Here is a 24,981-nt window from a genome sequence, read left to right as displayed (position 1 = left end):
CCTGCGAGGCTGGCTTGGTCGCAGGACCAAACCGGGAGCCGCGCCATGCCCGTTCATCTCGACACCATTCTGACCTTCGCCATCGCGAGCCTCGCCCTTCTGATCAGTCCGGGCCCGACCATCGTGATGGTCGTCTCGCAGGCGCTGACCCACGGTCGACGCGTAGCGCTGGCAAGCGTCTTCGGCGTCGGCCTCGGCGACGTGGTGGCCGCGTCGATCTCGCTGATGGGGGTCGGCACGTTGCTGGCCGCCTCCGCCACCGCCTTCACCGTACTGAAGCTCCTCGGGGCGGCCTACCTCATCTATATGGGCATCCGAATGTGGCGCGCGCCGATGTCCGACCTCGTGGCGGCAACCGGTCTCGACCAGCAGGCGTCGAGCCGCCGGGTGTTCCGCGATGCGTTCCTCGTCACCCTCTTCAACCCGAAGAGCATCATCTTCTTCGTTGCCTTCGTGCCGCAGTTCATCGACCACACTCGCCCGTTCGCGCCGCAGGCGGCAACGCTCGTCGCCGTGTTCGTTGGGCTCGGCATCGTCAATTCCTGGGCCTATGCCGTCGCTGCGGCCCGCGCGCGGGGCCTGATCGGCAGGCCGAAGCTCCTGCGGCGAGCGAGCCGCTTCGGCGCCTCCTTCCTGATCGGGGCGGGACTCGCCTCAGCCCTTGCGCGACGCGCGTGACGCGCCAAGGGAACGGCCCTTCGAGCCATCCGTTTGACGGGACAAAGCGTTTTCAATCCGCAAGGAGAGTTCGATGAGCAACCAGAACGACAACCGCGCGCCGCAGATGCCGAAGGGGATCGACGACAAGCCCTCGCCGGGCAACCAGGAGCGGCCGCTGACCGAGCAGGAAGAGCTCGACGAAGCTCTGGACGACACCTTTCCCGCCTCAGACCCGGTCGAGCCGTCGCGCGTGGACGGCCCCAACAACTGATCGAAAAACCGAGGGCGCCGGACGGCGCCCTCTCCGCATCGGCGGTCAGATCCGCCTCGTCTTCCGAGACACCGGGCTGCCGGAGCCTCGGCGAGGCATCAGTTCTGCACCGCCTGCACCGAGCCGCCATCGACGCGCAGGTTCGAGCCGTTGATGAAGGACGCACGCTCCGACACCATGAACGCGATCGCCGCCGCGGCCTCCTCGGCCTTGCCCCGCCGCTTCAGCGCGATGCCCGGGCGCTCTTCCTCAAGGAAGCTCTCCACCGCCTCGTCGAAGGACACGCCCATTTCCTTCGAGCGCCTCTCCATCATCCCATCGGTCATCTTGGTCTCGATGAAGGCTGGCGCCACCGTATTGCACAGCACGCCGTGCTCGGCCTCCTTGTAGGAGAGGTTCTTGACGAAGGCTGCGAGCGCCGCCTTGGCGACGTTGTAGACGGCTTCCTCCCAGTAGGGCTGCACCGCGTTCTCTGAGGTGATGCAGACGAAGCGGCCCCAGCCAGACCTGCGCATCAGCGGGATGGCGGCCCGCGCCATGCGCACGGCCGACATGAAGTCGATCTGCCAGGCCTCTTCATAGTCGGAATCCGGCAGCTCCAGCGGGTCGCCCTTGGCGCCGGTGACGCCTGCGGTGTGGACGACGATGTCGACCGTGCCGAAGCGCTGGACGGCGGCGGCGACGAGGGCCGTCACGTCGGCCTCGTCGGTGACGTCCGCCTTCACGCAGACGACGTCGCCGGGAAGCGCGGCTGCGTCCTTCTCCAGCTGGTCGATGGTCTTGTCGCTGAGCACGAGCTTCACGCCTTCGGCGGCGAGGATGCGCGCCGTCTCGAAGCCCATGCCGTCCGTCGCGCCGGTGATGATCGCGACCCTGCCCTTGATGCCGAGGTCCATGTCGTGCCCTTCAGGATTCAGTCGATGCGGTTGCGGGCCGGTGGCCGGGCGGCCTAGGTTGCCCGCGCTTTTCGCCCCTCTGAACGCGCGACCCGCCGGATCGATGCCCGACCACGATTTCAAAAGCCCGAGACTCTTCGTTGATGCCGCGATCGCCGAGGGCTCGGCCATCGCGGCCGAGCCGGTGCAGGCGAACTATCTCCTCAACGTCCTGCGGCTCGGCGAGGCGGACGAGATCCTGATCTTCAACGGGCGCGACGGCGAGTGGCGCGCCGGGCTCGCCAAGCCGGCCAAGAAGAAGCTCGACCTCGTGCCGCGCCGGCAGACCCGCCCGCAGACCCCGCCGCCCCGCCTCACCTATCTGTTCGCACCGCTGAAGCACGCGCGGCTCGACTACATGGTCCAGAAGGCCGTCGAGATGGGCGCCGGCGTCCTGCAGCCGGTGCTGACCCAGCACGTCCAGGCGCCGAAGGTGAACATCGATCGGATGCGCGCCAACGCGATCGAGGCGGCCGAGCAGTGCGGCATCCTGACCCTGCCCGAGTGTCGCGAGATCGTCCGCCTCGCCGACGTCGTCGAGGGCTGGGACGACGGCCGGCGACTCGTCTTCTGCGACGAGCGCGAGGACGCCGCGAGCCCGATCGAGATTCTGCGGCAGGAGGCGCCCGGCGCAGACGCCCTTCTGGTCGGACCCGAGGGCGGATTTTCACAGGACGAGCGGGCGATGCTGCGGGCCCTGCCCTTCGTCACGGTGATGTCGCTCGGACCCCGGATCATCAGGGCCGACACGGCGGCCGTCGCCGCGCTCGCGGTGCTCCAGGCGGCGGTCGGCGACTGGACACCCCCTGGCACGCCCACGGTGACTTGAACGGCCGCCGCCAGACCTCGATCTGAAAAGCCTTGCGGCTCGTCGCGAAAGAAGCGAGACAGCCGTCCCGAACCCGAACGACGCCGCCTGAGGACAGGCCGCTCGCCGTAGAGAGGACCGTCATGGCGCGCGACACCACCGATCTGACGCCGATCGCTTCGATCGAGGATCTCGTCGGGCATATCCGCGGCGGCGAGAAGCCGGCTTCCGAATTTCGCATCGGCACCGAGCACGAGAAGTTCGGCTTCTATACGGCCGACCTCTCCCCGGTGCCGTACGAGGGCGAGCGCGGGATCCGCGCGCTGCTGGAGGGCATGCGCGAACTCAACGGCTGGGACCCCATCACCGACGATGGCCGCATCATCGGTCTCGCCGGCCATTCCGGCGAGGGCGCGATCTCGCTGGAGCCGGGCGGCCAGTTCGAACTGTCGGGCGCCCCGCTCGAGACGATCCACGCGACCTGCCGCGAATCGAACGCCCATCTCGCGCAGGTCCGCGCCGTCGGCGAAAAGCTCGGCATCGGCTTTCTCGGCATCGGCTCGAGCCCGTCCTGGACGCTCGCCGAGACGCCGAAGATGCCGAAGTCGCGCTACGACATCATGCGCGGCTACATGCCGAAGGTCGGCACGCGCGGCCTCGACATGATGGATCGCACGACCACCATCCAGGTCAATCTCGACTTCTCGTCCGAGGCCGACATGCGCCGCAAGATGCAGGTCGGGATGCGCCTGCAGCCGGTCGCCTCGGCGCTGTTCGCCCACTCCCCTTTCACCGACGGCAGGCCGAACGGGCTCGTCTCCTGGCGCTCGGAGGTGTGGACCGACGTCGACAACCAGCGCTCCGGGCTCCTTCCCTTCGTCTTCGAGGAGGAGTTCGGCTATCGGGACTATGTCGAGTGGGCCCTCGACGTGCCGATGTATTTCGTGATGCGCGACGGACGCTACCACGACGCCACCACCGTCACCTTCCGCCAGTTCATGGATGGCGCGCTCGTCGGCAAGGTGCCGGATGCCGTGCCCAACATGGGAGACTGGACGAACCACCTGTCGACGGTCTTTCCCGACGTCCGGCTGAAGCGCTTCCTCGAGATGCGCGGCGCCGACGGGGGCCCGTGGCGCCGCATCTGTGCCCTGCCGGCCTACTGGGTCGGCCTCCTCTACGACGAGGCGACGCTCGACGCGGTCGCGGCGATGACCGCCGACTGGAGCTTCGCCGAAGTGGACGCGATGCGCAGCGCCGTGCCGCGGCTTGGCTTCCGGGCGCCGTTCCGCGACGGTACCGTGCTCGACATCGCGCGGCAGACGGTGAAGCTCGCGCGCCAGGGCCTCATCGCACGCAACCGCCTCAACGAGGACGGCAACGACGAAAGCTTTTTCCTGGCGCCGCTGGAAGAGGTCGTCGCGCGCGGCACCACCTCGGGCGAAGAACTCGTGCGGCTCTACGAGGAGCAGTGGGACCGGCAGATGGCCGCCGTGTTCCGGCACGTGACCTACTGACGCCGCCTTCCGCGCGCAGGAGAGCTGTCCAACCGCCGACCGCTTCGCCCGTGACCCTGCCGCTATCCTTCGGCGCGCTTTGCGTTAATCTTCCGGATCGGGAGGAACGCGAACATGAGCGACGGACGGGATCGAACGGCCGCGGCCTTCGAAGCGGCAGCGCGGGAGTGGGCGAAGCTCTTCGGCCTCAGCGCCGAGGAAATGCGCGAGACGGCGGCGGCACTGGCGCCGGCCTTCGACCTCGGCATCAAGCGGCTGATGGCCGACCCCTTCGGCCTCAGTCGCATGGCGGCCAAGCCCGCCGCCGGCGTGCCTGCGTTTCCGTGGCTGCCGACGTCCGGCGGGCCTGGCAGTCGCGACGATCTTGCCGCGAGCTTCTTCGGCTCGAAGGGCCTTGCCGAGGCAGTGGCGCGGCAGGCGAGTGCGGCGAGCGGCGTTGCGCCGGAGGCGGTGCGTGCTCTGATGGCGCCCTTTGCGGTTCTGGCCACGCAGGCGATGGCACAGGCCGCTGCATCCGAGGCCCTGAAGCAGGCCCCGGCCGGTCTCGCCGCGGGAGACTTCGGCGCGGCCACGGCCGAGATGCTGCGCCGGAGCGCCAACGCGATCGAGGCGCTGCAGCGGCCATCCTCGGCTGCAGCGCCTGCGCCCTTCTCGCCGGAGGCCTTCCAGCAGATGTTCGCGAACGCCATGCGCGCGGGGAAGCCTGCGGGAGCCCCGCCCCCGGACCGGGCGGACGCGCCGGACATGCCGCCGTTTCCCAACCCGTTCTCGCCCTTCTTCACCGCTGCCGAACCCGAGGCCCAGCCCGCCGAAGCCGAGCCAGACCGGGCACCGGAGCCGGCACCGAGCGGCGAGACTGCGGCGCCGGGGGCGCCACAGGACGTTGCCGGTGCGCTGTTCGCCGACCTCCTGCAGTCGGGCGAGCGGATGCGCGAAGACTACCTCGGCGAGATGACGCGGCTGTTCGAGCGCTTTCCGCAGGTCAAGGCCCGCCCGCGCTGACCTCGCTCCGCCTGTCGGAAAGAAGTCGGGCACGACCTTGGTATTGCGTCCGCCGGCACGATATTGTGCGGGCGCGAACACATGACGCGCGATGTGAGGTGCCGGACGACCGCGTGCGTCCTGCGGAGACCAGATGCTGACCGTCAACGCCCTGATCGTGCTGTTCCTGCTCCTGTTGAACGGCATCTTCGCCATGTCCGAAATGGCGCTCGTTTCGGCCCGCCGAGGACGCCTGCAGCAGATGGCGCAGGAAGGGAGCGCCGGCGCCGCGCGTGCGCTGAAGCTGCTCGACGATCCGACCGAGTTCCTCTCCACCGTCCAGGTCGGCATCACCCTCGTCGGCATCTTCGCCGGCGCCTTCGGCGCCTCGGCCTTCGCCGAGCCCCTCGCCGAGCAGTTGCGGCCGCTCCCGATGGTCGGTGCCCATGCCGACAACCTCGCCTTCGCGCTCGTCGTGGTGGTGATCACCTACCTTTCGCTGATCCTCGGGGAACTCGTCCCGAAGCGCTTCGCACTGACCCGTCCCGAGGCCGTCGCCGCCGCCGTCGCGCCGATGATGGCGCTGCTGGCGCGGATCGGCACGCCGGTCGTCTGGATCCTGCGGGTCTCGACCAATGCCCTCACCCGGCTGTTCGGCGGCAACACCGAGAGCCGGACGACCGTTACCGAGGAGGAGGTGAAGGCGATGATCGCCGAGGGCACGCAGACCGGCGTGTTCGAGGAGAAGGAGCGCGAGATGATCGAGGCGGTGCTGCGCATCGCCGATCGCAACGTGCGCTCGCTGATGGTGCCGCGCCCGGACACGGTGTGGCTCGACACCGAGGACGATGCCGGGGCGGTGCTCGACGAGATCCGTCGCAGCGGCCATTCGCGCTTCCCGGTCAGCCGCGAGGACGTCGACGACGTGGTCGGCGTGGTGCAGGCCAAGGATCTTCTGGAGCAGTACCGCCAGACCGGAACGGTGGACCTCACCGCCGCGGCCCGGGAGGCGCTGTTCGTCAACGAGACGATGCCGGCGCTGAAGCTCCTCGAGCGGTTCCGCACGTCGAACCTGCACATGGCGATCGTGCTCGACGAGTACGGGTCGTTCGAAGGGATCGTGACGCCGACCGACATCCTGGCGGCGATCGCCGGCTCGCTGCCGGAACAGGCGGGCGAATCGTTCGAGGCGGTGCAGCGCGAGGACGGTTCGTGGCTGCTCGACGCAGGCCTGCCGATCGACGAGGTGGAGCGGCATCTGGACGGGGTCGGTCTGCCGCGCGAGCGTGACTACGAGACGCTGGCGGGCTTCATTCTCGACCGGGTCGAGCACATTCCGGACGTGGGGGAGAGCCTGACCTGGGGCGACTGGCGCTTCGAGGTCGTCGATCTCGACGGCCGGCGCATCGACAAGGTTCTGGCTTCGGATCTGCGCATGGCGGACGCCGCGCAGGCTGCTGTTCAAAGCTGAGGACCGGCCCCGCGCAGTCTCGAAGGCAAGACGTGCGCGGGGACGGGAGGTGCCGCCGACGGGTTCTGGTCAGGCCAGCCGTCGATCAAAACGTCATCTCGTGGCTGCGGCGACGACGGCTGGCGGTGACGGCGAGCCGGAAGCTCGGATCGTCGTGCCAGGTCTGGTTCAGCGCGTCGTGAACGTCGTCGCGGCGCACGCCGAGATCGGACAGGAGATAGTCCGGCATTTCGGCGAGGCGGGCGACCGTCATCCGGTTGCGCAGGTTCTTCAGGATGGCGCGGGCCGCGGCGAGGGCGACCTGCAGGCTCTGGATGCGCGGCGTCGCGCGCCGGGCGGGTAATCTGACGATGACGGTCATCGATCTGTCCTTTGCTTGGGTTCATCAGGGAAAAGGACGCCCGTTCCTGCACATTGCTGTGCAGGTCGGGGCGTCGAAGGTGTTCCTGACGATGCGGAACCTAGGCGCGGGGCATTGATCAGTCCAACGAATGTTGCTTATATCCGTCATCATCAAATCTGATGGGGACAGCGATGGCCATTCCGCTCGATCTCGACCAGTTGCGCAGCTTCGTCGCCATCGTCGATACCGGCAGCTTCACGCGCGCGGCCGACGAGGTCTTCAAGACGCAGTCCGCGGTGTCGATGCAGATGCGCAAGCTCGAGGAGCGACTCGGCGTCACGCTGTTCGAGCGCAACGGGCGTGCGGTGCGCATCACCGAGGAAGGCAACCGCCTCCTCAGCTACGCCCGCAAGATCCTGGCTCTGTCACAGGAGACGCTCTCGGCCTTCGACGAGGACGCGATCCAGGGGCATGTGCGGATCGGCCTGCCGGACGACTATGCCGAACGCTTCCTGCCGGAGATCCTCGCGCGCTTCACGCGGTCCAACCCGCTGGTCGAGCTCGAAATCGCCTGCGAGCGCTCGCTCAATCTCGCCGAGCATATCGAGAAGGGCCGGCTGGACGTCGCGCTCGTGTCCAACTGCGAGCTGATCACCGGCGGCGAGATCGTCCGGCGCGAGCCGCTGCACTTCGTCACCTCCACCGCGCACGACGTCCACACCAAGGCGGTGCTGCCGCTGGCGCTCGGCCGCAACGACTGTGCCTGGCGCCAGCAGGGCTGCGAGGCGCTCGACGCGATCGGCCGCCAGTACCGCGTCCTGTTCAGTTCGTGGTCGGCGCAGATCGTCACCTCGGCGGTGCTGTCGGGCCTTGCGGTCAGCGTGCTGCCCGAATGCGCCCTGCGGCCGGGGATGCGCGTCCTCAGCGAGTACGAGGGCTTCCCGCGGCTGCGCGACACCGAGATCGCCGTCCTGAAGGCGCGCAACGTCGACAATCCGGTCGTCGATGCCTTGATCGACCACATCCGCGAGAGCCTGCAGAACCTCGCCCCACCGGCGGTTCAGCCTGCTCCCTCCGGCATACCGGAGACGCGGGTGGTGCGGGCTCCGCAGCTCACTGCGGCCTGGTAGTCGCCGGCGTCGGCATCGAACGCGCGACGCCCCTGGCCGTCTCGAGGTGCAGCGGCGCGCCGATCATGCCGCCGAGCCTGGCCGACTGGATCTCGGCCCGCTCGAAGTCGGCGCCCTCGACCTTGGCGCCGTCGAAGTCGGCGCCGCTGAGTTCGGCTGCGACGAGCCGGGCTCCGGTGAGATCGGCGCCGGTGAGATCGGCGAATTCGGCCGAAGCGCGCGACAGCTCGGCGCCGGCGAGGCTGGCATCCGCCAACTTGGCCGAGTCGAGAATGCCGCGCATCATCCCCATCGACTGGTTGCGCATGTCGGCCGAAAAGTCCGCGCCGTCGAGATGGGCGCCCTTCAGCGAGGCCCGGGTGAAGTCGCCCGCCAGCCTTGCCTTGTCGAGCGTCGCACCGTCGAGCTTGGCATCGCGCAGCTGGGCCTGGAAGAGGCTCGCCCCCTTGAGGCTCGCATCGCTGAAGTCGGCCTTCAACGCCCAGGCCTGGTCGAGCTTGGCGCGGTCGAGCATGGCGCCCTTGAGGTTCGAGCCGTTGAGGTAGGCCGCCGTCAGGTCGGCCCCGGTGAAGTCGAGGCCGGAGAGATCGAGGCCGTTCAGCCGCCTGTGCGACAGGTCCGGCATCGTGCCGGGCTCCAGGCTGCGCAGGAGGACGATGACGTCCTCCCGGCTCATCTCGGCCTCGGTCATCTGCGGCGAGGTGAGGTTCACCCCGTTGAACATGTCCTGCCCGCAGGCCGGATGCGCCGCAACGAGCACGGCAGCGGCGGCCACCGCTCGCAAGGCTTTCCATCGCCGCATCGCGCGTCTCCTCCCCGATGGTGCCCCCCGCCAGCTTCCCGCGCCGTGCGGCAGCTGTCAAAACACGTGCGCGGCAGACGCCTGGTTGCGGCTCCGCCTTGACCCCGCCCCCGTGGGATCGCCAGATTCGGCGCATGACCCTGTTCGACGAATCACGCCCGGCCAGCGGCTCCAATGTCGCCGAGTACTCGGTGTCGGAGATCTCCGGCGCTCTGAAGAAGACCGTCGAGGACACCTTCGGCCACGTGCGCGTGCGCGGCGAGATTTCCGGCTATCGCGGCCCCCATGCCTCCGGGCATGCCTATTTCTCGCTGAAGGACGACCGCGCGCGGCTGGAGGCCGTCGTCTGGCGCACGAGCTTCGCCAAGCTCGCCTTCAAGCCGGAAGAGGGGCTCGAGGTCGTCGCGACCGGTCGTCTCACCACCTTCCCGGGCTCTTCGAAGTACCAGATCGTCATCGACGAGCTGCAGCCGGCCGGGGCCGGCGCGCTGATGGCTCTCCTCAACGAGCGGCGGCTGAAGCTCGAGGCGGAGGGCCTCTTCGCCGCCGAGCGCAAGCGGCCCCTGCCCTACATGCCGAGGGTCATCGGCATCGTCACCTCGCCCACCGGCGCGGTCATCCGCGACATCTGTCACCGGATCTCGGATCGCTTTCCGGTCCACCTCCTGGTCTGGCCGGTGCGGGTGCAGGGCGAGGGATCCGGCGCGGAAGTCGCCGCGGCGATCGAGGGCTTCAATGCGCTCGCAGACGGCGGCCCGGCGCCGCGGCCTGAGCTCTTGATCGTGGCGCGCGGTGGCGGCAGCCTCGAGGATCTCTGGGGGTTCAACGACGAGGCGGTGGTGCGCGCGGCGGCGGCGTCGATGATCCCGCTGATTTCCGCCGTCGGGCACGAGACCGACTGGACGCTCATCGATCATGCCGCCGACCGGCGCGCGCCGACCCCGACCGGCGCCGCCGAGATCGCCGTGCCGGTGAGAGCCGAGGTCGCGGCGAGCCTTGCCAGCCTGCACGCTCGCAACGGCGCGGCGATCAGCCGGCAGCTCGACCGCGACCGGCGCGCCGTCTCGGCTTCCGCCCGCGGCCTGCCGTCGCCCGACATGCTGCTGGCCCTGCCGCGGCGGCGGCTCGACGAGGCGGCGAGCGGCATCGGCCGTGCGCTGCGTGTGACCGTTTCGGTCAAGCGCGGCGGGTATGGCGAAGTCGCAGCACGGCTGTCGCCGGTCAATGTGGAAGGCGTCGTGCGGCACAAGCGGGCGGACCTGCGCCAGGCCGAGACGCATGCGATCCACGCGATGGGCTCGCTCCTCTCGCTGAAGCGCCAGCGGCTGGAGCGCTCGGCTGCGCAGATCCGGCCGCAGGCGATCGCCGCGCAGAGCGCGCAGGGCCGCCACCGGCTGGATCACCTGACGCATCGGCTCGAGCAGGCGCTGCGCGGTGCGCTGGACCGCAAGCGCGGCGAGTTCGCCGGCGCCGCGCGCATGGCGGCGAGCCTCGACCCGCGCCAGGTGCTGCAGCGCGGCTACGCGATCATCCGCGGACCGGAGGACCAGCCGATCACGCGGGCGGACGACCTGACGGAGGGGATGGCGTTCGAGGTGGAATTTGCCAACGATCAGCGTCGCAGCGCGGTCGCGACGGATGCCGGCACGCCGCTCGCCGCCGTCAGGCCGCTCCGTCGGCGTACGCCGAAGCCACGTCCGGCCGAGCCTGTCGACCAGGGCACGCTGTTCTGAGCGGCCAGCCCACGCGCAGGCCGGTCGACGGCATCAGAGTCTTGCGATGTGGGGATGGTACGGTTGGGTGGATTCGAACCACCGACCTTTGGAGCCACAATCCAGATAGCAGTTCGCGCTCTTCATCGAGGGATCTGCCGAACCTTGATCTGCTGGTAGACCGTCTTGCCTGGCGTCAGTCTGGACGAAGAGTCCTTGCCGACATCCACGGCCTTGCCCGCTGCGTCGAGGAAGGCGCAGGCCACCATGACCATCCGCGGCGTCCAGTCCCCGTCGTTCGTGACTTTCACTATCGCCTTGATCGGCCCGTGATCTTTGGACACCCGCTCGACGGACAAGGAGATGTTCGTCTCCTGCGCCTGCGCAAGCGACGCACTGGCGAGCATGGCTGCTGCCACGAGGATGGCTGATCGGATCATGGACACATTGTCCTCTGGAAAAACGCTATTGCTGGCGCTTGAGTGCGTTCAAAGCAGTCTCGAAAAATTGCTGCATCGACTTTGTCGCTTCAGCGTAAAGTCTGACCTGCCCTGGACTTAGATGGAAGTAAGCCCGTCCGCCGTAAGCCAGTCTTACATCTCCTCCAGATATTATACTAATAACTTGAAAGTAATTATCAATAGCAAGATAAGCAGATACAACGTCTTTTAACGCCTCGCTCTTTATCAAAGTAATCCTCTCTCCAAGCCGAAAGAATATTAGATCGCTTTGGCTTATCGTCGTTACGATGAAGTGTCGACCACCGACGGCCTGATCAGAGGCTGACTCGGTGTTGCGCCGGAATGTCTCCCGTAGTGTGAAAAGTTCTGCCTGCAGTGCGAGCGCCACTGCCGTTGCATCGGTCTTCCGCAAGCGATCATCGCGGCGCCTGTTCAGCGCAGCATTGAAAAGAGCCCCGATCAAGACGGCGATCAGTCCCCCAAGCGCACCTGTGAGAGACCCAAGAAAACTCGACACACCGGGCTGCAGACCACCGAGCCAATTGAGGAAATCAGCAGTCGTCACCATGTCGCGTTCCATGTCGCGTGGAGCTGCCGAGTGTCGCAGGAACCCCTTGGAAATCAAGGGAACTGCGCGCAACACAAACGCGACATGCGCTAGGCCGAGAAAGCGCGTCTCTTGTCGACTAAAATTCTGAGATCACTATGAAAAAGAGTGGTACGGTTGGGTGGATTCGAACCACCGACCTTTGGAGCCACAATCCAACGCTCTAACCAACTGAGCTACAACCGCGGAAGATCGCGTCAAACGCGGCCATCCCATTAGAAGCTTTCGCCCGCAGGCGCAAGGGCCGGGCCGGCGATCGGGGCTCACCGACCCTTCGTGCCATCCGGCAGGGCCTCCGACAGCCTGCAGCCGCCCGACGCCGGCATCACCTGAGGCCACTGCGGATCCGCCCCTCGCGGATGACGGCAGGTGTGACTATACCGGACCCAGTTCGCCGCAGGCGATCGGCCAGTGCACCCCGGTGCAGCACGGTACGTCCGGCTGAGGCTCAGCCTCTGCGGGTTGCCCGCTCCAGGGCCTCGCGCCCCGGCGTCATCACGTCGCGAGTCACGGCCTGAGACAGGCTCTGCATCTCCTTGATCTGGTCCGACGCGATCTCGACCTGTCGCCGCAGATAGGAGGACTGCAGCTCGATCACCTCGGCAAGCGAACGCGCCCCCATCAGGCTGTCGATATGGGCGAACCCCATTTCGGCATTGCTGCGCATCACCTCCATCGCCTTCTTCGACAACGAAAGCGAGCCATGGTGGGCCGTCTTCATCGTGGTTTCGAGGGTCCGCGACGCGTCCTCGGCCGCACCACGAAGGCGCGCATAGACCTCTTTGGACTGCATCATCGAGCGCTGACCGTACGCGCTGAACCGATCCTCAGCCGCAGCCGCCGGCTCGGCCTCGGTCGCCTCGTCTGCCGCAGTCCTGAACTCGGCAGCCGGCTCGCCGGAATTCTCCTCAGCCATCGTCCACTCCCGCCTTCGGCCCAGCCGCCGGTCCCGACGGGCTGCCGGGTCACAGGACGACCGGAAAGATATGGCCGTCCACAGACGGCTCCATCATGCGGTCAAGATAGGCTGATCCTGTTAACTTTCCATTAACCTTTGAAGGAAAGCGTCGATCTCGACGGGCCGCGATTCTGGATTCCCCTCGAAGCTTTCATTATTAACAGAAGCTTAAGGCACGGCTTGAGTTTCGGCCAAGCAGGTTAGCGGATCCTCGACGCATGGCGATCTTCAACGGCGCTTCAGGACTGGCGGTGATGACCCGGAGCGACGTGCGCCGTCGCAACGGCGACGGCATGCCGCTCGTGCTCCTGACGCCGGCGATGGACGAGGTGGTCTGGGCCAATACGAGCGGCGCCCGGCTGCTCGGCCGACGTCTTCCGATCGCTCGGCAACCGCTCGGAGCGAGCACCGTCGAGCGGCAAATTGCGAGCGCGCGCCGCCAGGTCGCGTCGACGGGCCGCGCGCGCCTGCTGCTGCGCACCGCTTCCGGCGGGCTGAAGCCGCTGCTGGCCGATCTCGAGCGGACCGACGACGACGCCTATGTGATCCTCGCGGTCGGCAAGCCCGTCGCCGAGCCGCGTCCGGCGGACGCCGTCGGACGGTTCCTCGACGAAGCCGGCATGACCGGCGAGGCCGCGGCCCTGTTCGACCGCGCCGGCCATCTGCTCGCCGGAACGGCGGCGTTTCCAGCAACCGAGCTGCCGCACCTCGAGCACGTCATCGCGGACTTCGATCGTGACGGCGGCGACCTTGCCGAACTCGTCGTGGAGCGGCACGCGGTGACCTGCGCGCGTCTCGGGGAGGACGTCGTGCTCCTGCGCCTCGACGCGCTGCTGGAGCCGACCCCGGAGCCCGCTCCAGCGCCGGCCGCGTCGGATGCGCCACCGACTTACGCACGGCCGCTGGTCGGGACCTTCTCGGTCAAGCGACAGAAGCTGCCCCAGGCGCCGAGCGGCGGCATCGGTGCCTTGGTCGAGCGATGGCGGCACCGGCAGGCGAGCGACCGCTCGGTCGATCCGGCACCGGAGGATTCCGGCACGACGGCCGCTTCCGGCGAATTCTCTGCGAACCGCGAGACGTCGCCTGCGTCGCAGGCGGAGGCGGAGGCCGGGGCCGAAGCGGCCGCGGCACCGTCGGCGTCCGCCGAGGCAACCCGCGAGACGCCGGAGCCGGCCCCGCCGCTGCGCTCGCGTTGGGATGCGGCGCCGCTGCCGCATCCGGTCTCGCAAGAGCCCTCGGCACACCGGGCGGCGCCCCACCCCTCTGACGCCGTGCTTGCTGGCCCCCGCCGTGACGACGCCATCGAGGCGTCCGGAGCGCCGGTGGCGGATACGACCGCCTCAGCCGATCCTGGAACGGGCGAGGAGGCGGTCGAGGCGCCGGCCGCATCGGCAGCGCCGGATCATTCGCTGCGAGACGTCGTCGAAGGCACTCCGCGCTTGGCCGGAGCGGAGCTCGAGCCGGCGCCAGATCCCGCCTCGAGCGAACGCGAGCCAATGGATCCGGCCGCGGCACAGGCGCCCTTCGACACGCTCTCCGACACCCCCTTCGAGGCCGACTTCGCGCGGCAGCCGGTGCGCTTCGTCTGGCAGATCGACGAGGCCGGCCGCTTCCGCTCGCTGTCCCCCGAGTTCGAGGCGGCGGTCGGCCCGCGAGCCTCCGACATCATCGGGCGTCGCTTCAGCGACGTCGCGCAGGTCTTCGGCTTCGACACCGACGGCGAGATCGCCCGCCTGCTCGAGCGCCGGGACACCTGGTCGGGCCGCAGCATCCTCTGGCCGGTGCAGGGCAGCGGGCGCCGCGCCCCCGTCGACCTCGCAGGCCTGCCGGTGTTCGCCCGCGACCGCAGCTTCGACGGCTTCCGCGGCTTCGGCGTCGTCCGGCTCGGCGATGCCGTCGACGATCCGGACCGGATCGGCCACGTGCTCGCCGCGGACGCTCCCTACCAGCAGCCGTTCGAGGAGCCGCCGGAAGAGGCCTGGGCGGCGATCGAGGGCCCAGCGGCGGCCCACCAGCGACCGGATGGCCTCGTGCTGCACAGCTTCCCGGCCGAGCCGGCGCCGCCACCCTTCGGCCGTCGCACCGAACCGCCGGCGACTGCCGACGAAGCCGCGCCGGCGAACGACCGCCGTCCGATGCGCGAGGCCGCGCTGACGCTCGCCGAGGCCGCTGCCTTCCGCGAGATCGGCGAAGCCCTGACCGGATCGAACGCCGCCGCGCCGGGCGCCGAGGACACCGCGGTCGGCATGGCCGCGGACGAGGGATCGGCACCGCCTGTGGCGACGTTCGCCGACGAGACCCCGCCTGCCGGCGCCGACCAGACGTACGGTGACGCAGCGCTTCCCGCGCCGGCCGACCAGCCCTTCGCCGGGTGGCGCGAGCCGCCGGCTCCGGCCGGACCGGAGACGGGGACGGTGGCGGTGGCGGCGGGCGGGCGTGACCCGGATGCGATCCCGACAGGCGATGTGTCCGTCGACGCGTCCCCCTCGACCGGGACGCCGGACCCGCTCGCCCTGCAGAACACCCCCCGCCCGGGGGCCACCGACGACGAGGCGCCCGAGCCGGCGCCGGCCGCACCGGCCGTTCCCGAAGAGTTCGCGGCGATCTTCGCCGCGCTGCCGCTCGCCGTCCTTCTGGCGGCCGGTGAGCGCATTCTCTATGCCAACCGCGCGTTCGCCGAGCTCAGCGGCTTTGCCGACGCCGACGCGCTGGAGGCCGCAGGCGGGCTCGACCGGTTGTTCGTCGAACGCGGCGAGACGCCGGCCGAAGACGGGGAGGCCCCGAGCGGCGACGTCGAAATCCGGCGCGCCGACGACGGCCTGACGCGGGTGCGTGCGCAGATGCAGCGGGTGACGATCGCCGGGCGTTCCTGCCTGCTGATGTCCATCCGTGCGCCGGCCACCCCCGCTCTCGCGATGAAGACGGTCGAGCCGCAGGAACCGGTTGCATCCCCCGAACTGGATCGAGCCCGCCGCCGGGTTGAGGAGCTGCAGGCGGTGCTCGACACGGCGACCGACGGCGTGCTGCTGCTCGACCACGACGGCAATGTGCGTTCGGCCAACGGCTCGGCACAGGCCCTGTTCGGCGTCACGGAGGCGGAGGTGGAGGGGCGGCACGTCTCGACGCTTTTCAGCTACGAGAGCCGGCGCGCCACCCTCGACTATCTCGACCAGTTGCGCGACGGCGGCATGGCGCGCGTCCTCAACGATGGTCGCGAGGTCGTCGGCCGCGTCGCGAAAGGCGGCGACATTCCGCTATTCATCACCATCGGCGGCCTGCCCGGCGGCTGCGGCTGGTGCATGGTGCTGCGCGACATCGCGCACTGGAAGAAGGTCGAGGAGGACCTCACCCGGGCTCGCCGCCAGGCCGAGGAGGCGAGCGTGCACAAGACACGCTTCCTCGCCAACATCTCGCACGAGCTGCGCACGCCCATGAACGCCATCATCGGCTTCGCCGACGTCATGGCGTCGGAGTATTTCGGGCCGCTCGGCAGTGAGCGCTACCTGGAATATCTCGCCGACATCAAGAAGTCGGGCCACCACGTCCTCGACCTCGTCAACGATCTCCTCGACATTTCCAAGATCGAGGCGGGCAAGGCCGACCTCAACTTCGAGCCGGTGTCGCTGAACGAGACCATCGCCGAGGTCGTCGGGCTGATGCAGCCGCAGGCCAACCGCGACCGGGTGATCGTGCGCTCCAACCTGCCCGCTTCGGTGCCGCAGGTGATGGCCGATCGCCGGTCGATCCGCCAGATCGCCCTGAACCTCCTGTCCAACGCCATCAGGTTCACCCCATCCGGCGGCCAGATCATCGCCTCGACAGCCCGAAGCGAGGCGGGCGAGGTCGTGCTGCGGTTCCGCGACAGCGGCATCGGGATGAGCGAGCGCGAGATCGAAATGGCGCTGACGCCGTTCCAGCAGGTGCCGAACGCCGGCCGCGGCCGGGGCGACGGCACCGGGCTCGGCCTGCCGCTCACCAAGGCGATGGTCGAGGCGAACCGCGCGCGGTTCGCCATCCAGTCGCAGCCGGGCGAAGGCACGCTGGTGGAGATCGTCTTCCCCGCGCAGCGGGTCCTGGCCGGCTAGCGCGGCTCACGGGGCGGCAAGCGCCGGTCCCACTTCGGACCGGCGCCGGGACGATTCAGGCGGACAGCTCCTCGCGTTCCGCGAACAGCGCCAGCGCCTCCGGGTTGGCGAGCACCTCCATGTTCTTCACCGGGCGCCCGTGCACGACCTCGCGCACCGCGAGTTCGACGATCTTGCCCGACTTTGTGCGCGGGATGTCGGCGACGGGGAGGATCTTCGCCGGCACGTGGCGCGGCGAGGCGCCGGAGCGGATCGCGCCCTTCATGCGCCGGACGAGATCCTCGTCGAGACGGGCGCCGGCCGCGAGCCGCACGAAGAGGACGACGCGCACGTCGCCCTCCCAGTCCTGGCCGATGCACAGCGCCTCCAGCACCTCCGGCATCTGCTCGACGATGTTGTAGATTTCCGCCGTGCCGATCCGCACCCCTCCGGGATTGAGCGTGGCATCCGACCGGCCGTGAATGACGATGCCGCCGTTGTCGGTCCATTCCGCGAAGTCGCCATGCGCCCAGACGTTCGGGAACCGGTCGAAATAGGCGGCGCGGTAGCGCTCGCCGCTCGCGTCGTTCCAGAAGCCGACCGGCATCGCCGGGAATGCCCTGGTACAGACGAGCTCGCCCTTTCCTCCCCGCAGCGGCCGACCCGTGTCGTCAAAGACGTCGACCGCCAGCCCCAGGCCCGGCCCCTGGATCTCGCCCTCGTGGACGGGAAGCCAGGGCACGCCGAGCACGAAGCAGGACACGATGTCGGTGCCGCCGGAGATCGAGGCGAGGTGCACGTCCGCCTTGATGTCGGAATAGACGAAGTCGAAGCTCTCGGGCGACAGCGGCGAGCCCGTCGAGGCGATGGTGCGCAGCGGGTCGAGGTCGTGCGTACGGCGCGGCGACAGGCCGGCCTTGCGCACCGCGTCGATGAACTTCGCCGAGGTGCCGAAGAAGCTCGCCTTTTCGCTGGCGATGAAGTCGAACAGCGCGTTGCCGTCGGGATGGAAGGGCGAGCCGTCGTAGAGCAAGAGCGTCGCACCGCTGCCGAGCGCCGACATCAGCCAGTTCCACATCATCCAGCCGCAGGTGGTGAAGTAGAAGACCCGGTCCCCGGCACGGACGTCGCAGTGCAGCCGGTGTTCCTTGAGGTGCTGGAGCAGCGTGCCCCCGGCCGAATGGACGATGCACTTCGGCACGCCCGTGGTGCCGGACGAGAACAGGATGTAGAGCGGGTGGGCAAACGGCAGGCGCTCGAAGCTCAGCGGCTTCGCCTCGAACGGCGCGAGAAAGTCGCCCAGCGCCATGCCACCGTCGATCCGCCCCGCGACGCTCTCGGCCTGCTGGAGATAGGGCACGACGATCGTTTTGGCCGGCTTCAGCGCCGCGGCGACGGCCGCGAGCTTCGTCCCGAGTTCGATCGTCTTGCCGCCGTAATAGTAGCCGTCGCAGGCGATCAGAAGCTTCGGCTCGATCTGGCCGAAGCGGTCGAGAATGCCGCGCTCGCCGAAGTCCGGCGAACAGGAGGACCATACGGCACCGATCGAGGCGGCGGCGAGCATCGCCGCCAAGGCTTCCGGCATGTTCGGCATCACGCCGGCGATCCGGTCGCCGATGCCGACACCTGCGCCGCGGAAGGCCTGGGCGAGGCGCGAGACCAGAGCGCGCAGCTCGTCATGGGTGAGGCGCCGCTCGACCTTGTCCTCGCCGCGAAAGACGACGGCCTCGCCCGACGCTTCCGGCCGCAGCACGGTTTCGGCATAGTTCAGCCTGGCATCGGGGAAGAAGCGGGCGTCGATCATCGCGCCGTCCTCGCGCAACGCCTCGCCGGCCTTGTCTCCGATGACACCGCAGAAGTCCCAGACCTCGGACCAGAACGCGCCCCGGTTGTCGATCGACCAGCGATGCAGATCCGCGTAGCTGTCGAACGCACGACCGGTGCGCTCCGCCACCGACCGCGCGAATGCGGTCAGAGCGCTCGCCTCGACCCGCTCGCGCGCGGGAGTCCACAGGAGTCGTCCGCCCATCTCTACCGCCTTCCCGGTGTCCGAAGCCCTTCGCCATCAGCGACCTCCCTCCGACGCGAGTCGGCAGCCGGCTGATGGCTTTGCGTGGCGGCGAGAGTCTCGCTAAAAGGAGCCCACGGCAAGAGGCGGGCGGCAGAGGCGCACCACGCACGTCCGCACCCCGCATCATCGGAAAGGTCCCGTCTTGGGAAGAACAGTGCGCCGACGAGTGAGCCTTGTCGCGGGACTTTGCGCCCTCGCCGGCATCGTGGCCGTCTCGATCGCCTGGTTCTCCTCCCTCACTCTGCAATCGGGCACCGCACAGGAGGAGCTGCGCCAGCGGCTGCAGGATCTCACGGGGCTTCCGCTGCGCTCGAGCTTCGCGTCGAACTACGAGCTCCTGCCGCGAAGCCGTCTCACCTTGTCCCAGGTGAGCTTCGGACGCGAGGGATCGGCGCTGAAGGTCGACAGTGTCGTCGCCGACCTCGACCTGTGGGCCGCGCTCACCGGGCGCACGAGCGTCACCCGGCTCACCCTGATCCGCCCGGAGATCGGCTCGCCCCGCAGGTTCGCGGCCGCACGCGCCCTGAAGGTCGACGCGCCGGCCTCGCCGCGTCTTCTGTCGGACGTGATCTCCCCCTTCTTCGAGCGCTTCGGCGATCTCACCCGCATCGAGATCCGCGACGGCGCGATGCGCACCGGCTCCGGGCGGCCGATCAGCGACATCGACCTCGTGATCGCCTGGCCGGCGCCGGACGAGCCGGGCCGGATCTGGGGCAGCTACGTCTGGAACGGCCAGCCGACCGAGATCAACCTGCGCATCGCCGCGCCGCTCGCGCTTCTGCGCGGCGAAGCCAGCGCCGTGCGCATCGACAGCACGGCGTCGCCGCTGCGGGTGAGCTTCGACGGCACGGCGGCGTTCGCGGAGCCGTTCCGGATCGACGGACGCCTGTCGCTGCAGACGCCATCCTTCAACCGCGCGGTGAACTGGCTCGGGAGCCGTGGCGGCACCCTGCCGAACATGGGGCCGATGGGGATCGACAGCGAGGTTTCCGCCATCGGTGCGAGGGTCACGCTGCGCGACGCAGCGGTCACGCTCGCCAGGAGCAGCGGGCGTGGTGCGCTCGAATTCGACCTGTCCCGGGACGGCAGACCCACCATCGGCGGAACCCTGGCCTTCGGCACCCTGGACGTCGACGATCTCCGGCGCGCCGTGCTGCCCCTGCCCTCCAATCCGCTCGATCTGCAGCGGCCCTTGTCCTTCGCCTTCGTCGACGACCTCGACCTCGACGTGCGCCTGTCGGCCGGGACCGCGCGGATCGGACGCCTGCCGCTCAGCGACCTTGCGGCGACCGTGAAGTTCAAGGACGGGGTGGCGACCGTCGACGTCGGCGACTGCAGCCTGCTCGGAGGGCGTGCGCAGGCGCGCCTTCAGATCGACACCATGAAGCAGCCGCGCACCGTCAAGGGCAGCGCGGCGCTGAACGGGATCGACATGAGCGGCTTGATCGACGTCGCCCAGACCGGCAGCTTTTCGATCGCCGGCCAATCTGACGTCGGCATCGACCTCATGGCGCCGGCGAGCGACTGGCTGAGCTTCATTCGCGAGAATCGGCTCGACGTCACGGTGTCGACCGGGAACGGCAGCCTCGGGGGCTTCGACACCGACAGTCTTACGAACCTGCCAGCGCCCCTAAAGGGACTCGCCGCCTCCGGCGACGGCATCGCCTTCACCCGCTTCGAGTCCCACCTCACGACGTCCGGCACGTCGGTGCGCATTCCGAACCTGCGTCTCGAGGGTCCGGCCGGCCGTCTGGAAGCCACCGGCACGGTGGAAGCGGACAGCGGCCGCATCGACCTGTCCGGCAACTTTCTGCCGGCGGACGCCGCCAAGTCCCAGGCGGACGCGGCGATCGGCTTCGCCATGAGCGGCGACTGGCCGGGACCGACGGTGCGCCTCGATGCGGCCGGCGCGCGGGACGCATCCTCGAGCTTCTGACCCGCCCGCTACTGCGCAGCCAACCGTTCGTCCCGGGCGCGGCGCTGTTCCTGCCGACGGTTGACCAGGGCCGCCACGACGACGCCGAGCGACACGATCGCGATGAGGATCGTGCAGACCGCGTTGATTTCCGGCGTCACGCCGAGCCGCACCTGGCTGTAGATCTTCATCGGGAGCGTGGTCGCGCCGGGACCGGAGGTGAAGCTTGCGATGACGAGATCGTCCAGCGACAGCGTGAAGGTGAGCATCCAGCCGGCCGCGACGGCCGGCCAGATCACCGGCAGCGTCACGAGGAAGAAGGCCTTCCAGGGCGGGCATCCGAGATCCTGCGCCGCCTCCTCGAGCGAGCGGTCGAAGCTGACGAGCCGCGACTGCACCACCACCGTGACGAAGCACATCGTGCAGGTGATGTGGGCAAGCACGACGGTCCAGAACCCGCGGTCGAGGTCGAGCGAGACGAACAGGAGGAGAAGCGACAGCCCGAGGATCACGTCCGGCATCACCATCGGCGCGGCCACCATGCCGCTGAACAGGAGGCGGCCGGGAAAGCGGTGGAAGCGGTTCAGCACCACCGCCGCCATCGTCCCGAGCACGGTCGTCACGCTCGCCGAGAGCAGCGCGACGCGGATCGTCACCCACGCCGCGTCCATCAGGCCCTGGTTGTGAAACAGCTCGCCGTACCAGTGGGTGGAGAAGCCGCCCCAGACTGTGACGAGGCGCGACGCGTTGAAGGAATAGATCACCAGGATGGTGATCGGCAGGTAGAGAAAGGCAAGGCCGACCGCGACCGAGGCGATGTTGAAGCCGCTCCAGTGCTTCATCGGCCACCCCCTCTCCCGTCGGCGGCGCGAGGGCCTGCCGATGGGGTCCGCGGGCGCCCGCCCCCTTCGATGCCGAACCCCGCCATCAGACCGCACCCTCCTGGCGAGCCTGCAGGCGCTGGAAGATCATGATCGGGATCACCAGCACCATCAGGAGGACGACTGCGACCGCGGACGACACCGGCCAGTCACGGTTGGAGAAGAACTCGTCCCACAGCGTCTTGCCGATCATCAGGGTCGAGGAGCCGCCGAGAAGATCCGGGATGACGAACTCGCCGACCGCTGGGATGAAGACCAGGAAGATCCCGGCGAGCACGCCCGGCAGCGACAGCGGGAAGGTGATCGCCCAGAAGGCGCGCGTCGGCGGACAGCCGAGGTCGTTGGCTGCCTCCACGAGCCGGTGGTCCATCCGCTCGAGGCTGGCGTAGATCGGCAGGATCATGAAGGGCAGGTACGAGTAGACGATGCCGATATAGATCGCGACGTCGGTGTTGAGGATCGTCAACGGCTGCGCGATCACCCCCAGCCACAACAGCAGCTGGTTCAGGAGGCCCTCGTTCTTGAGGATGCCGATCCAGGCGTAGACGCGGATCAGGAAGCTCGTCCAGAACGGCAGGATCGTCAGCATCACCAGCAGCGAGCGGATCGAGCGCGGCGCCCGGGCGATGCCGTAGGCGACGGGGTAGCCGACGAGAAGCGCGAGCGCGGTCGAGATCGCCGCCATCCTCAGGCTGGAGAGGTAGGCCTTCACGTAGAGCGGGTCGCCCGCGATCCACGTGTAGTTGTCGATCGTCAGCTGCCGGAGCTTGGTCCACCCGCCGGAGACAAGGTCGGCGAGCCCGATCACCGGCAGGTACGGCGGCTGGGCGATCGCGGTCTGCGAGAAGGAGATCTTGAAGACGATCAGGAACGGCAGCAGGAAGAAGAAGAGCAGCCAGAGATAGGGCACGGCGACGACGAAACCGCGCGACAGCCGCGACGGGCGCCGGCGGGTGCGCTGTCCAGGCGAATTGTCCGGCACAGCCGTCATGCCGTCAGCACGATGCCGGCGTCGGACGGGAAGGACAGCCAGACCGTCTCGTCCCAGGTCAGCGGGTCGGCGATCCCCCGATGCGCGTTGATGACGGTCGAGCGCAGGACGTTTCCGGTCGCCAGCTTGACGTTGTAGAGCGTCACGTCGCCGAGATAGGCGATGTCCCAGATCTCGCCGCGCAGGGCGTTGACGTCGGCTCGCTCCGGAGGCGTGCGGCTGATGCGCATCTTTTCCGGCCGGATGGCGAAGGCGACCGGATCGGCGCTCCGCACGCCGTTCGCGCCTTCCACCTCGACCGCGCCGGCATCGGTTGCGATCCGTACCCGCCCGTCCGCGACGCTCTCGACCGTGCCATCGAGGATGTTCACGTTGCCGATGAAGTCGGCCACGTAGCGCGTCGCCGGCGCCTCGTAGATGACCGCGGGCGTCGCCACCTGCTGGATGCGCCCGTCGCGCATCACCGAGATCCGGTCGGCCATGACCATCGCCTCCTCCTGGTCGTGGGTGACGACCACGAAGGTGAGGCCGAGCTCCTGCTGCAGGTCCATCAGCTCGAACTGCGTCTCCTCGCGCAGCTTCTTGTCGAGGGCGCCCAGCGGCTCGTCGAGGAGCAGCACCTTCGGCCGCTTGGCGAGCGAGCGGGCGAGCGCGACGCGCTGCTGCTGGCCGCCCGACAGCTGCTGCGGCTTGCGCTTGGCGAAGGGGCCGAGCTTCACGAGCTTCAGCATCTCGGCGACGCGGTCGGCGATCTCCGAGCGCGCCATGCCGTCCTGCTTGAGGCCGAAGGCGATGTTCTTCTCCACGCTCATGTGCGGGAACAGCGCATACGACTGGAACATCATGTTCACCGGCCGCCGGTGCGGCGGCACACCGGTGAGGCTGCGGCCGTCGAGCCGGATGTCACCGGCGGTCGGTGTCTCGAACCCGGCCAGCATGCGCAGCAGCGTCGACTTGCCGCAGCCGGACGGGCCGAGCAGCGCGTGGAACTCGCGCGGATGGATGGCGAGCGACAGGTCGTCGACCGCCTTGAAGCCAGCGAAGCTCTTGGTGACGCGGTCGACCTCGATCAGCGGCTTGGCCGCCGGATCGCTCCAGGGCTCGAAGCTTCTGCGGATATTGCCTAGCGACTTGGGAGGGGCAGCGGCCATCGGCCTCTCGACAGGCGGGGACGGGAGTGCGGGCGGGTCGGCACCCGCCGCACCGGCGGGCGCCGCGTCGGATCACGCCGGCGCCGAGGCCGGCTGCCCGGCCTTACTGGCCGGTCTTCACCGTGGTGAAGGCGCGGGTGACGACGCGCTGGGTGCGCGCATCGTACGGGCGCTTCACGTAGAGCTTGTCCATCGTCGCCTGGTCCGGATAGACCGCCTTGTCCTCGAGGATCTCCGGCTCGACGAACTGCTGCGAAGCCTTGTTGCCGTTGGCGTAGACGACGTAGTTCGTCGCCTTGGCGATCACTTCCGGCCGCATCAGGTAGTTGATGAAGGTGTGGGCGTTGTCGACATGCGGAGCGTCGGCCGGGATCGCCAGCTGGTCGAACCACATGATCGTGCCTTCCTTCGGGATCGAGTAGGCGATTTCGACGCCCTGGCCGGCATCGGCGGCGCGGTCGCGCGCCTGGAAGACGTCGCCCGAATAGCCGAGGGCGACGCAGATGTCGCCGTTGGCGAGGCCGTTGATGTACTCGGAAGAGTGGAACTTGCGCACATAGGGCCGGATCTTCAGAAGGGCGTCCTCGGCCTTCTGGATGTCGTCCGGGTTGGTGCTGTTGGGATCGAGGCCGAGATAGTTCAGCGTCATCGACATGATGTCGCTCGGCGAATCGAGAATGTCGATGCCGCAGGACGCGAGCTTCTCGGCGTTCTTCGGGTCCAGCACAAGCGCCAGCGAATCGGTCGGCGCGTCCGGCAGCGCCTCGGCCACCTTCTTGGTGTTGTAGCCGATGCCGGTGGTGCCCCACATGTAGTTGACCGAGTAGTCGCTCATGTCGGGATACTGCGCCAGCCGCTCGCTGACGACGTCCCACATGTTGCCGAGATTGGTCAGCTTCGACTTGTCGAGCTTCTGGACGACGCCAGCCTGGATCTGCCGCGCGAGAAATTCGGCCGAGGGCACCACGACGTCGTAGCCGGAGCCGCCGGCGAGCAGCTTGGTCTCCAGGATCTCGTTCGAATCGAAGACATCGTAGACGACCTTGATGCCGGTTTCCTTGGTGAAGTCCGCCAGCACCGATTCGTCGATGTAGTCCGACCAGTTGTAGACGTTGACCACCTGCTCCTGCGCCTGGGCGGCGGAGACCAGAGCGAGGAGCGCGGCACCGGCGCTCCATGCGGCAAGCTGCAGTTTCATCGTCGTTGGGCCCTCACGGTGGTCGGTTCGGTTCCGCGCCGGCGCCGGCCGCGC

21 protein-coding genes and 1 tRNA gene are annotated in these 24,981 nt (G+C 68.6%); 10 read left to right on the top strand and 12 right to left on the bottom strand.

The genetic code is table 11. The features are described from left to right. Positions 1-45 precede the first annotated feature (45 nt). Together NPA30_RS01205 and NPA30_RS01200 are read left to right on the top strand one after the other, a co-directional pair. Complete coding sequence (locus NPA30_RS01205; protein ID WP_256800500.1) at positions 46-678, top strand: LysE family translocator; 633 nt, start codon at positions 46-48, stop codon at positions 676-678. 73 nt (positions 679-751) lie between these two features. Continuing rightward, complete coding sequence (locus NPA30_RS01200) at positions 752-931, top strand: hypothetical protein (protein ID WP_256800498.1); 180 nt, start codon at positions 752-754, stop codon at positions 929-931. A gap of 98 nt (positions 932-1,029) precedes the next feature. On the opposite strand, the gene NPA30_RS01195 is transcribed toward NPA30_RS01200, so the two are convergent. Continuing rightward, a complete protein-coding gene (locus NPA30_RS01195; protein WP_256800497.1) occupies positions 1,030-1,827 on the bottom strand; it encodes an SDR family NAD(P)-dependent oxidoreductase in 798 nt (265 codons plus the stop codon). A 103-nt stretch (positions 1,828-1,930) separates the two neighbouring features. On the opposite strand from NPA30_RS01195, the gene NPA30_RS01190 reads away from it, so the two are divergent. The 4 genes from NPA30_RS01190 (at position 1,931) to NPA30_RS01175 (ending at position 6,643) form a co-directional block, all read left to right on the top strand. Further along, positions 1,931-2,695, top strand: coding sequence for a 16S rRNA (uracil(1498)-N(3))-methyltransferase (locus NPA30_RS01190; RefSeq protein ID WP_256800496.1), 765 nt, complete (start codon positions 1,931-1,933; stop codon positions 2,693-2,695). 122 nt (positions 2,696-2,817) lie between these two features. Continuing rightward, positions 2,818-4,191, top strand: coding sequence for a glutamate--cysteine ligase (locus tag NPA30_RS01185; RefSeq protein WP_256800495.1), 1,374 nt, complete (start codon positions 2,818-2,820; stop codon positions 4,189-4,191). A gap of 114 nt (positions 4,192-4,305) precedes the next feature. After that, a complete protein-coding gene (locus tag NPA30_RS01180; protein WP_256800494.1) occupies positions 4,306-5,193 on the top strand; it encodes a hypothetical protein in 888 nt (295 codons plus the stop codon). Positions 5,194-5,326: 133 nt separating this feature from the next. After that, positions 5,327-6,643, top strand: a complete 1,317-nt coding sequence (locus NPA30_RS01175; protein ID WP_256800493.1) for a hemolysin family protein — start codon at positions 5,327-5,329, stop codon at positions 6,641-6,643. An 85-nt stretch (positions 6,644-6,728) separates the two neighbouring features. On the opposite strand, the gene NPA30_RS01170 is transcribed toward NPA30_RS01175, so the two are convergent. Beyond that, a complete protein-coding gene (locus NPA30_RS01170) occupies positions 6,729-7,004 on the bottom strand; it encodes a DUF1127 domain-containing protein (RefSeq protein WP_256800492.1) in 276 nt (91 codons plus the stop codon). A gap of 173 nt (positions 7,005-7,177) precedes the next feature. On the opposite strand from NPA30_RS01170, the gene NPA30_RS01165 reads away from it, so the two are divergent. Further along, on the top strand, positions 7,178-8,116 hold the full coding sequence (locus NPA30_RS01165; RefSeq protein WP_256800491.1) for a LysR family transcriptional regulator: 939 nt from the start codon (positions 7,178-7,180) through the stop codon (positions 8,114-8,116). Here NPA30_RS01165 and NPA30_RS01160 read toward each other — a convergent pair. Continuing rightward, entirely contained in the window at positions 8,100-8,918 is an 819-nt protein-coding gene (locus NPA30_RS01160; RefSeq protein WP_256800490.1) for a pentapeptide repeat-containing protein, read from the bottom strand. The two genes, NPA30_RS01165 and NPA30_RS01160, sit on opposite strands and share 17 nt — an antisense overlap. Before the next feature lie 134 nt (positions 8,919-9,052). Here NPA30_RS01160 and xseA point away from each other — a divergent pair, with 134 nt between their 5' ends. Next, a complete protein-coding gene (xseA, locus tag NPA30_RS01155; protein WP_256800489.1) occupies positions 9,053-10,651 on the top strand; it encodes an exodeoxyribonuclease VII large subunit in 1,599 nt (532 codons plus the stop codon). A gap of 122 nt (positions 10,652-10,773) precedes the next feature. Here xseA and NPA30_RS01150 read toward each other — a convergent pair whose 3' ends face one another. The 4 genes from NPA30_RS01150 to NPA30_RS01135 form a co-directional block, all read right to left on the bottom strand. Continuing rightward, positions 10,774-11,070 carry a hypothetical protein gene (locus NPA30_RS01150; RefSeq protein WP_256800488.1) on the bottom strand — a complete coding sequence of 99 codons (297 nt, stop codon included), beginning with the start codon at positions 11,068-11,070 and terminating at the stop codon, positions 10,774-10,776. Positions 11,071-11,095: 25 nt separating this feature from the next. Then, entirely contained in the window at positions 11,096-11,659 is a 564-nt protein-coding gene (locus tag NPA30_RS01145; protein WP_256800487.1) for a hypothetical protein, read from the bottom strand. Positions 11,660-11,807: 148 nt separating this feature from the next. After that, a tRNA-His gene (locus tag NPA30_RS01140) sits at positions 11,808-11,884 on the bottom strand. 262 nt (positions 11,885-12,146) lie between these two features. Further along, entirely contained in the window at positions 12,147-12,614 is a 468-nt protein-coding gene (locus NPA30_RS01135) for a phasin family protein (protein ID WP_256800486.1), read from the bottom strand. A gap of 260 nt (positions 12,615-12,874) precedes the next feature. Between NPA30_RS01135 and NPA30_RS01130 the strand changes: the two genes are divergently transcribed. Then, positions 12,875-16,741 carry a PAS domain S-box protein gene (locus tag NPA30_RS01130; protein ID WP_256800485.1) on the top strand — a complete coding sequence of 1,289 codons (3,867 nt, stop codon included), beginning with the start codon at positions 12,875-12,877 and terminating at the stop codon, positions 16,739-16,741. Positions 16,742-16,796: 55 nt separating this feature from the next. Here the strand turns inward: NPA30_RS01130 and NPA30_RS01125 are convergent, their stop codons facing one another. Further along, positions 16,797-18,749: an acetoacetate--CoA ligase gene (locus NPA30_RS01125; protein ID WP_256800484.1), complete on the bottom strand. Its 1,953-nt coding sequence runs from the start codon at positions 18,747-18,749 to the stop codon at positions 16,797-16,799. 208 nt (positions 18,750-18,957) lie between these two features. Between NPA30_RS01125 and NPA30_RS01120 the strand changes: the two genes are divergently transcribed. After that, positions 18,958-20,727 (top strand): AsmA family protein, encoded by a 1,770-nt coding sequence (locus NPA30_RS01120; protein ID WP_256800482.1) that lies wholly within the window; start codon positions 18,958-18,960, stop codon positions 20,725-20,727. Positions 20,728-20,735: 8 nt separating this feature from the next. On the opposite strand, the gene NPA30_RS01115 is transcribed toward NPA30_RS01120, so the two are convergent. The 4 genes from NPA30_RS01115 to NPA30_RS01100 all read right to left on the bottom strand — a co-directional run bounded on the left by NPA30_RS01115 (position 20,736) and on the right by NPA30_RS01100 (position 24,927). Beyond that, entirely contained in the window at positions 20,736-21,548 is an 813-nt protein-coding gene (locus tag NPA30_RS01115; RefSeq protein WP_256800481.1) for an ABC transporter permease, read from the bottom strand. A gap of 85 nt (positions 21,549-21,633) precedes the next feature. Further along, a complete protein-coding gene (locus NPA30_RS01110; protein ID WP_256800480.1) occupies positions 21,634-22,578 on the bottom strand; it encodes an ABC transporter permease subunit in 945 nt (314 codons plus the stop codon). Next, entirely contained in the window at positions 22,575-23,729 is a 1,155-nt protein-coding gene (locus NPA30_RS01105) for an ABC transporter ATP-binding protein (protein ID WP_256800479.1), read from the bottom strand. Before NPA30_RS01105 ends, NPA30_RS01110 begins: the two co-directional genes overlap by 4 nt. Positions 23,730-23,832: 103 nt before the next feature. Continuing rightward, positions 23,833-24,927: a polyamine ABC transporter substrate-binding protein gene (locus NPA30_RS01100; RefSeq protein WP_256800478.1), complete on the bottom strand. Its 1,095-nt coding sequence runs from the start codon at positions 24,925-24,927 to the stop codon at positions 23,833-23,835. Positions 24,928-24,981 lie beyond the last annotated feature (54 nt).

It is taken from the genome of Mangrovibrevibacter kandeliae, assembly GCF_024519155.1.
GTDB lineage: Bacteria > Pseudomonadota > Alphaproteobacteria > Rhizobiales > Rhizobiaceae > Mangrovibrevibacter > Mangrovibrevibacter kandeliae.
This window is presented reverse-complemented; position numbering and strand designations above follow the sequence as displayed.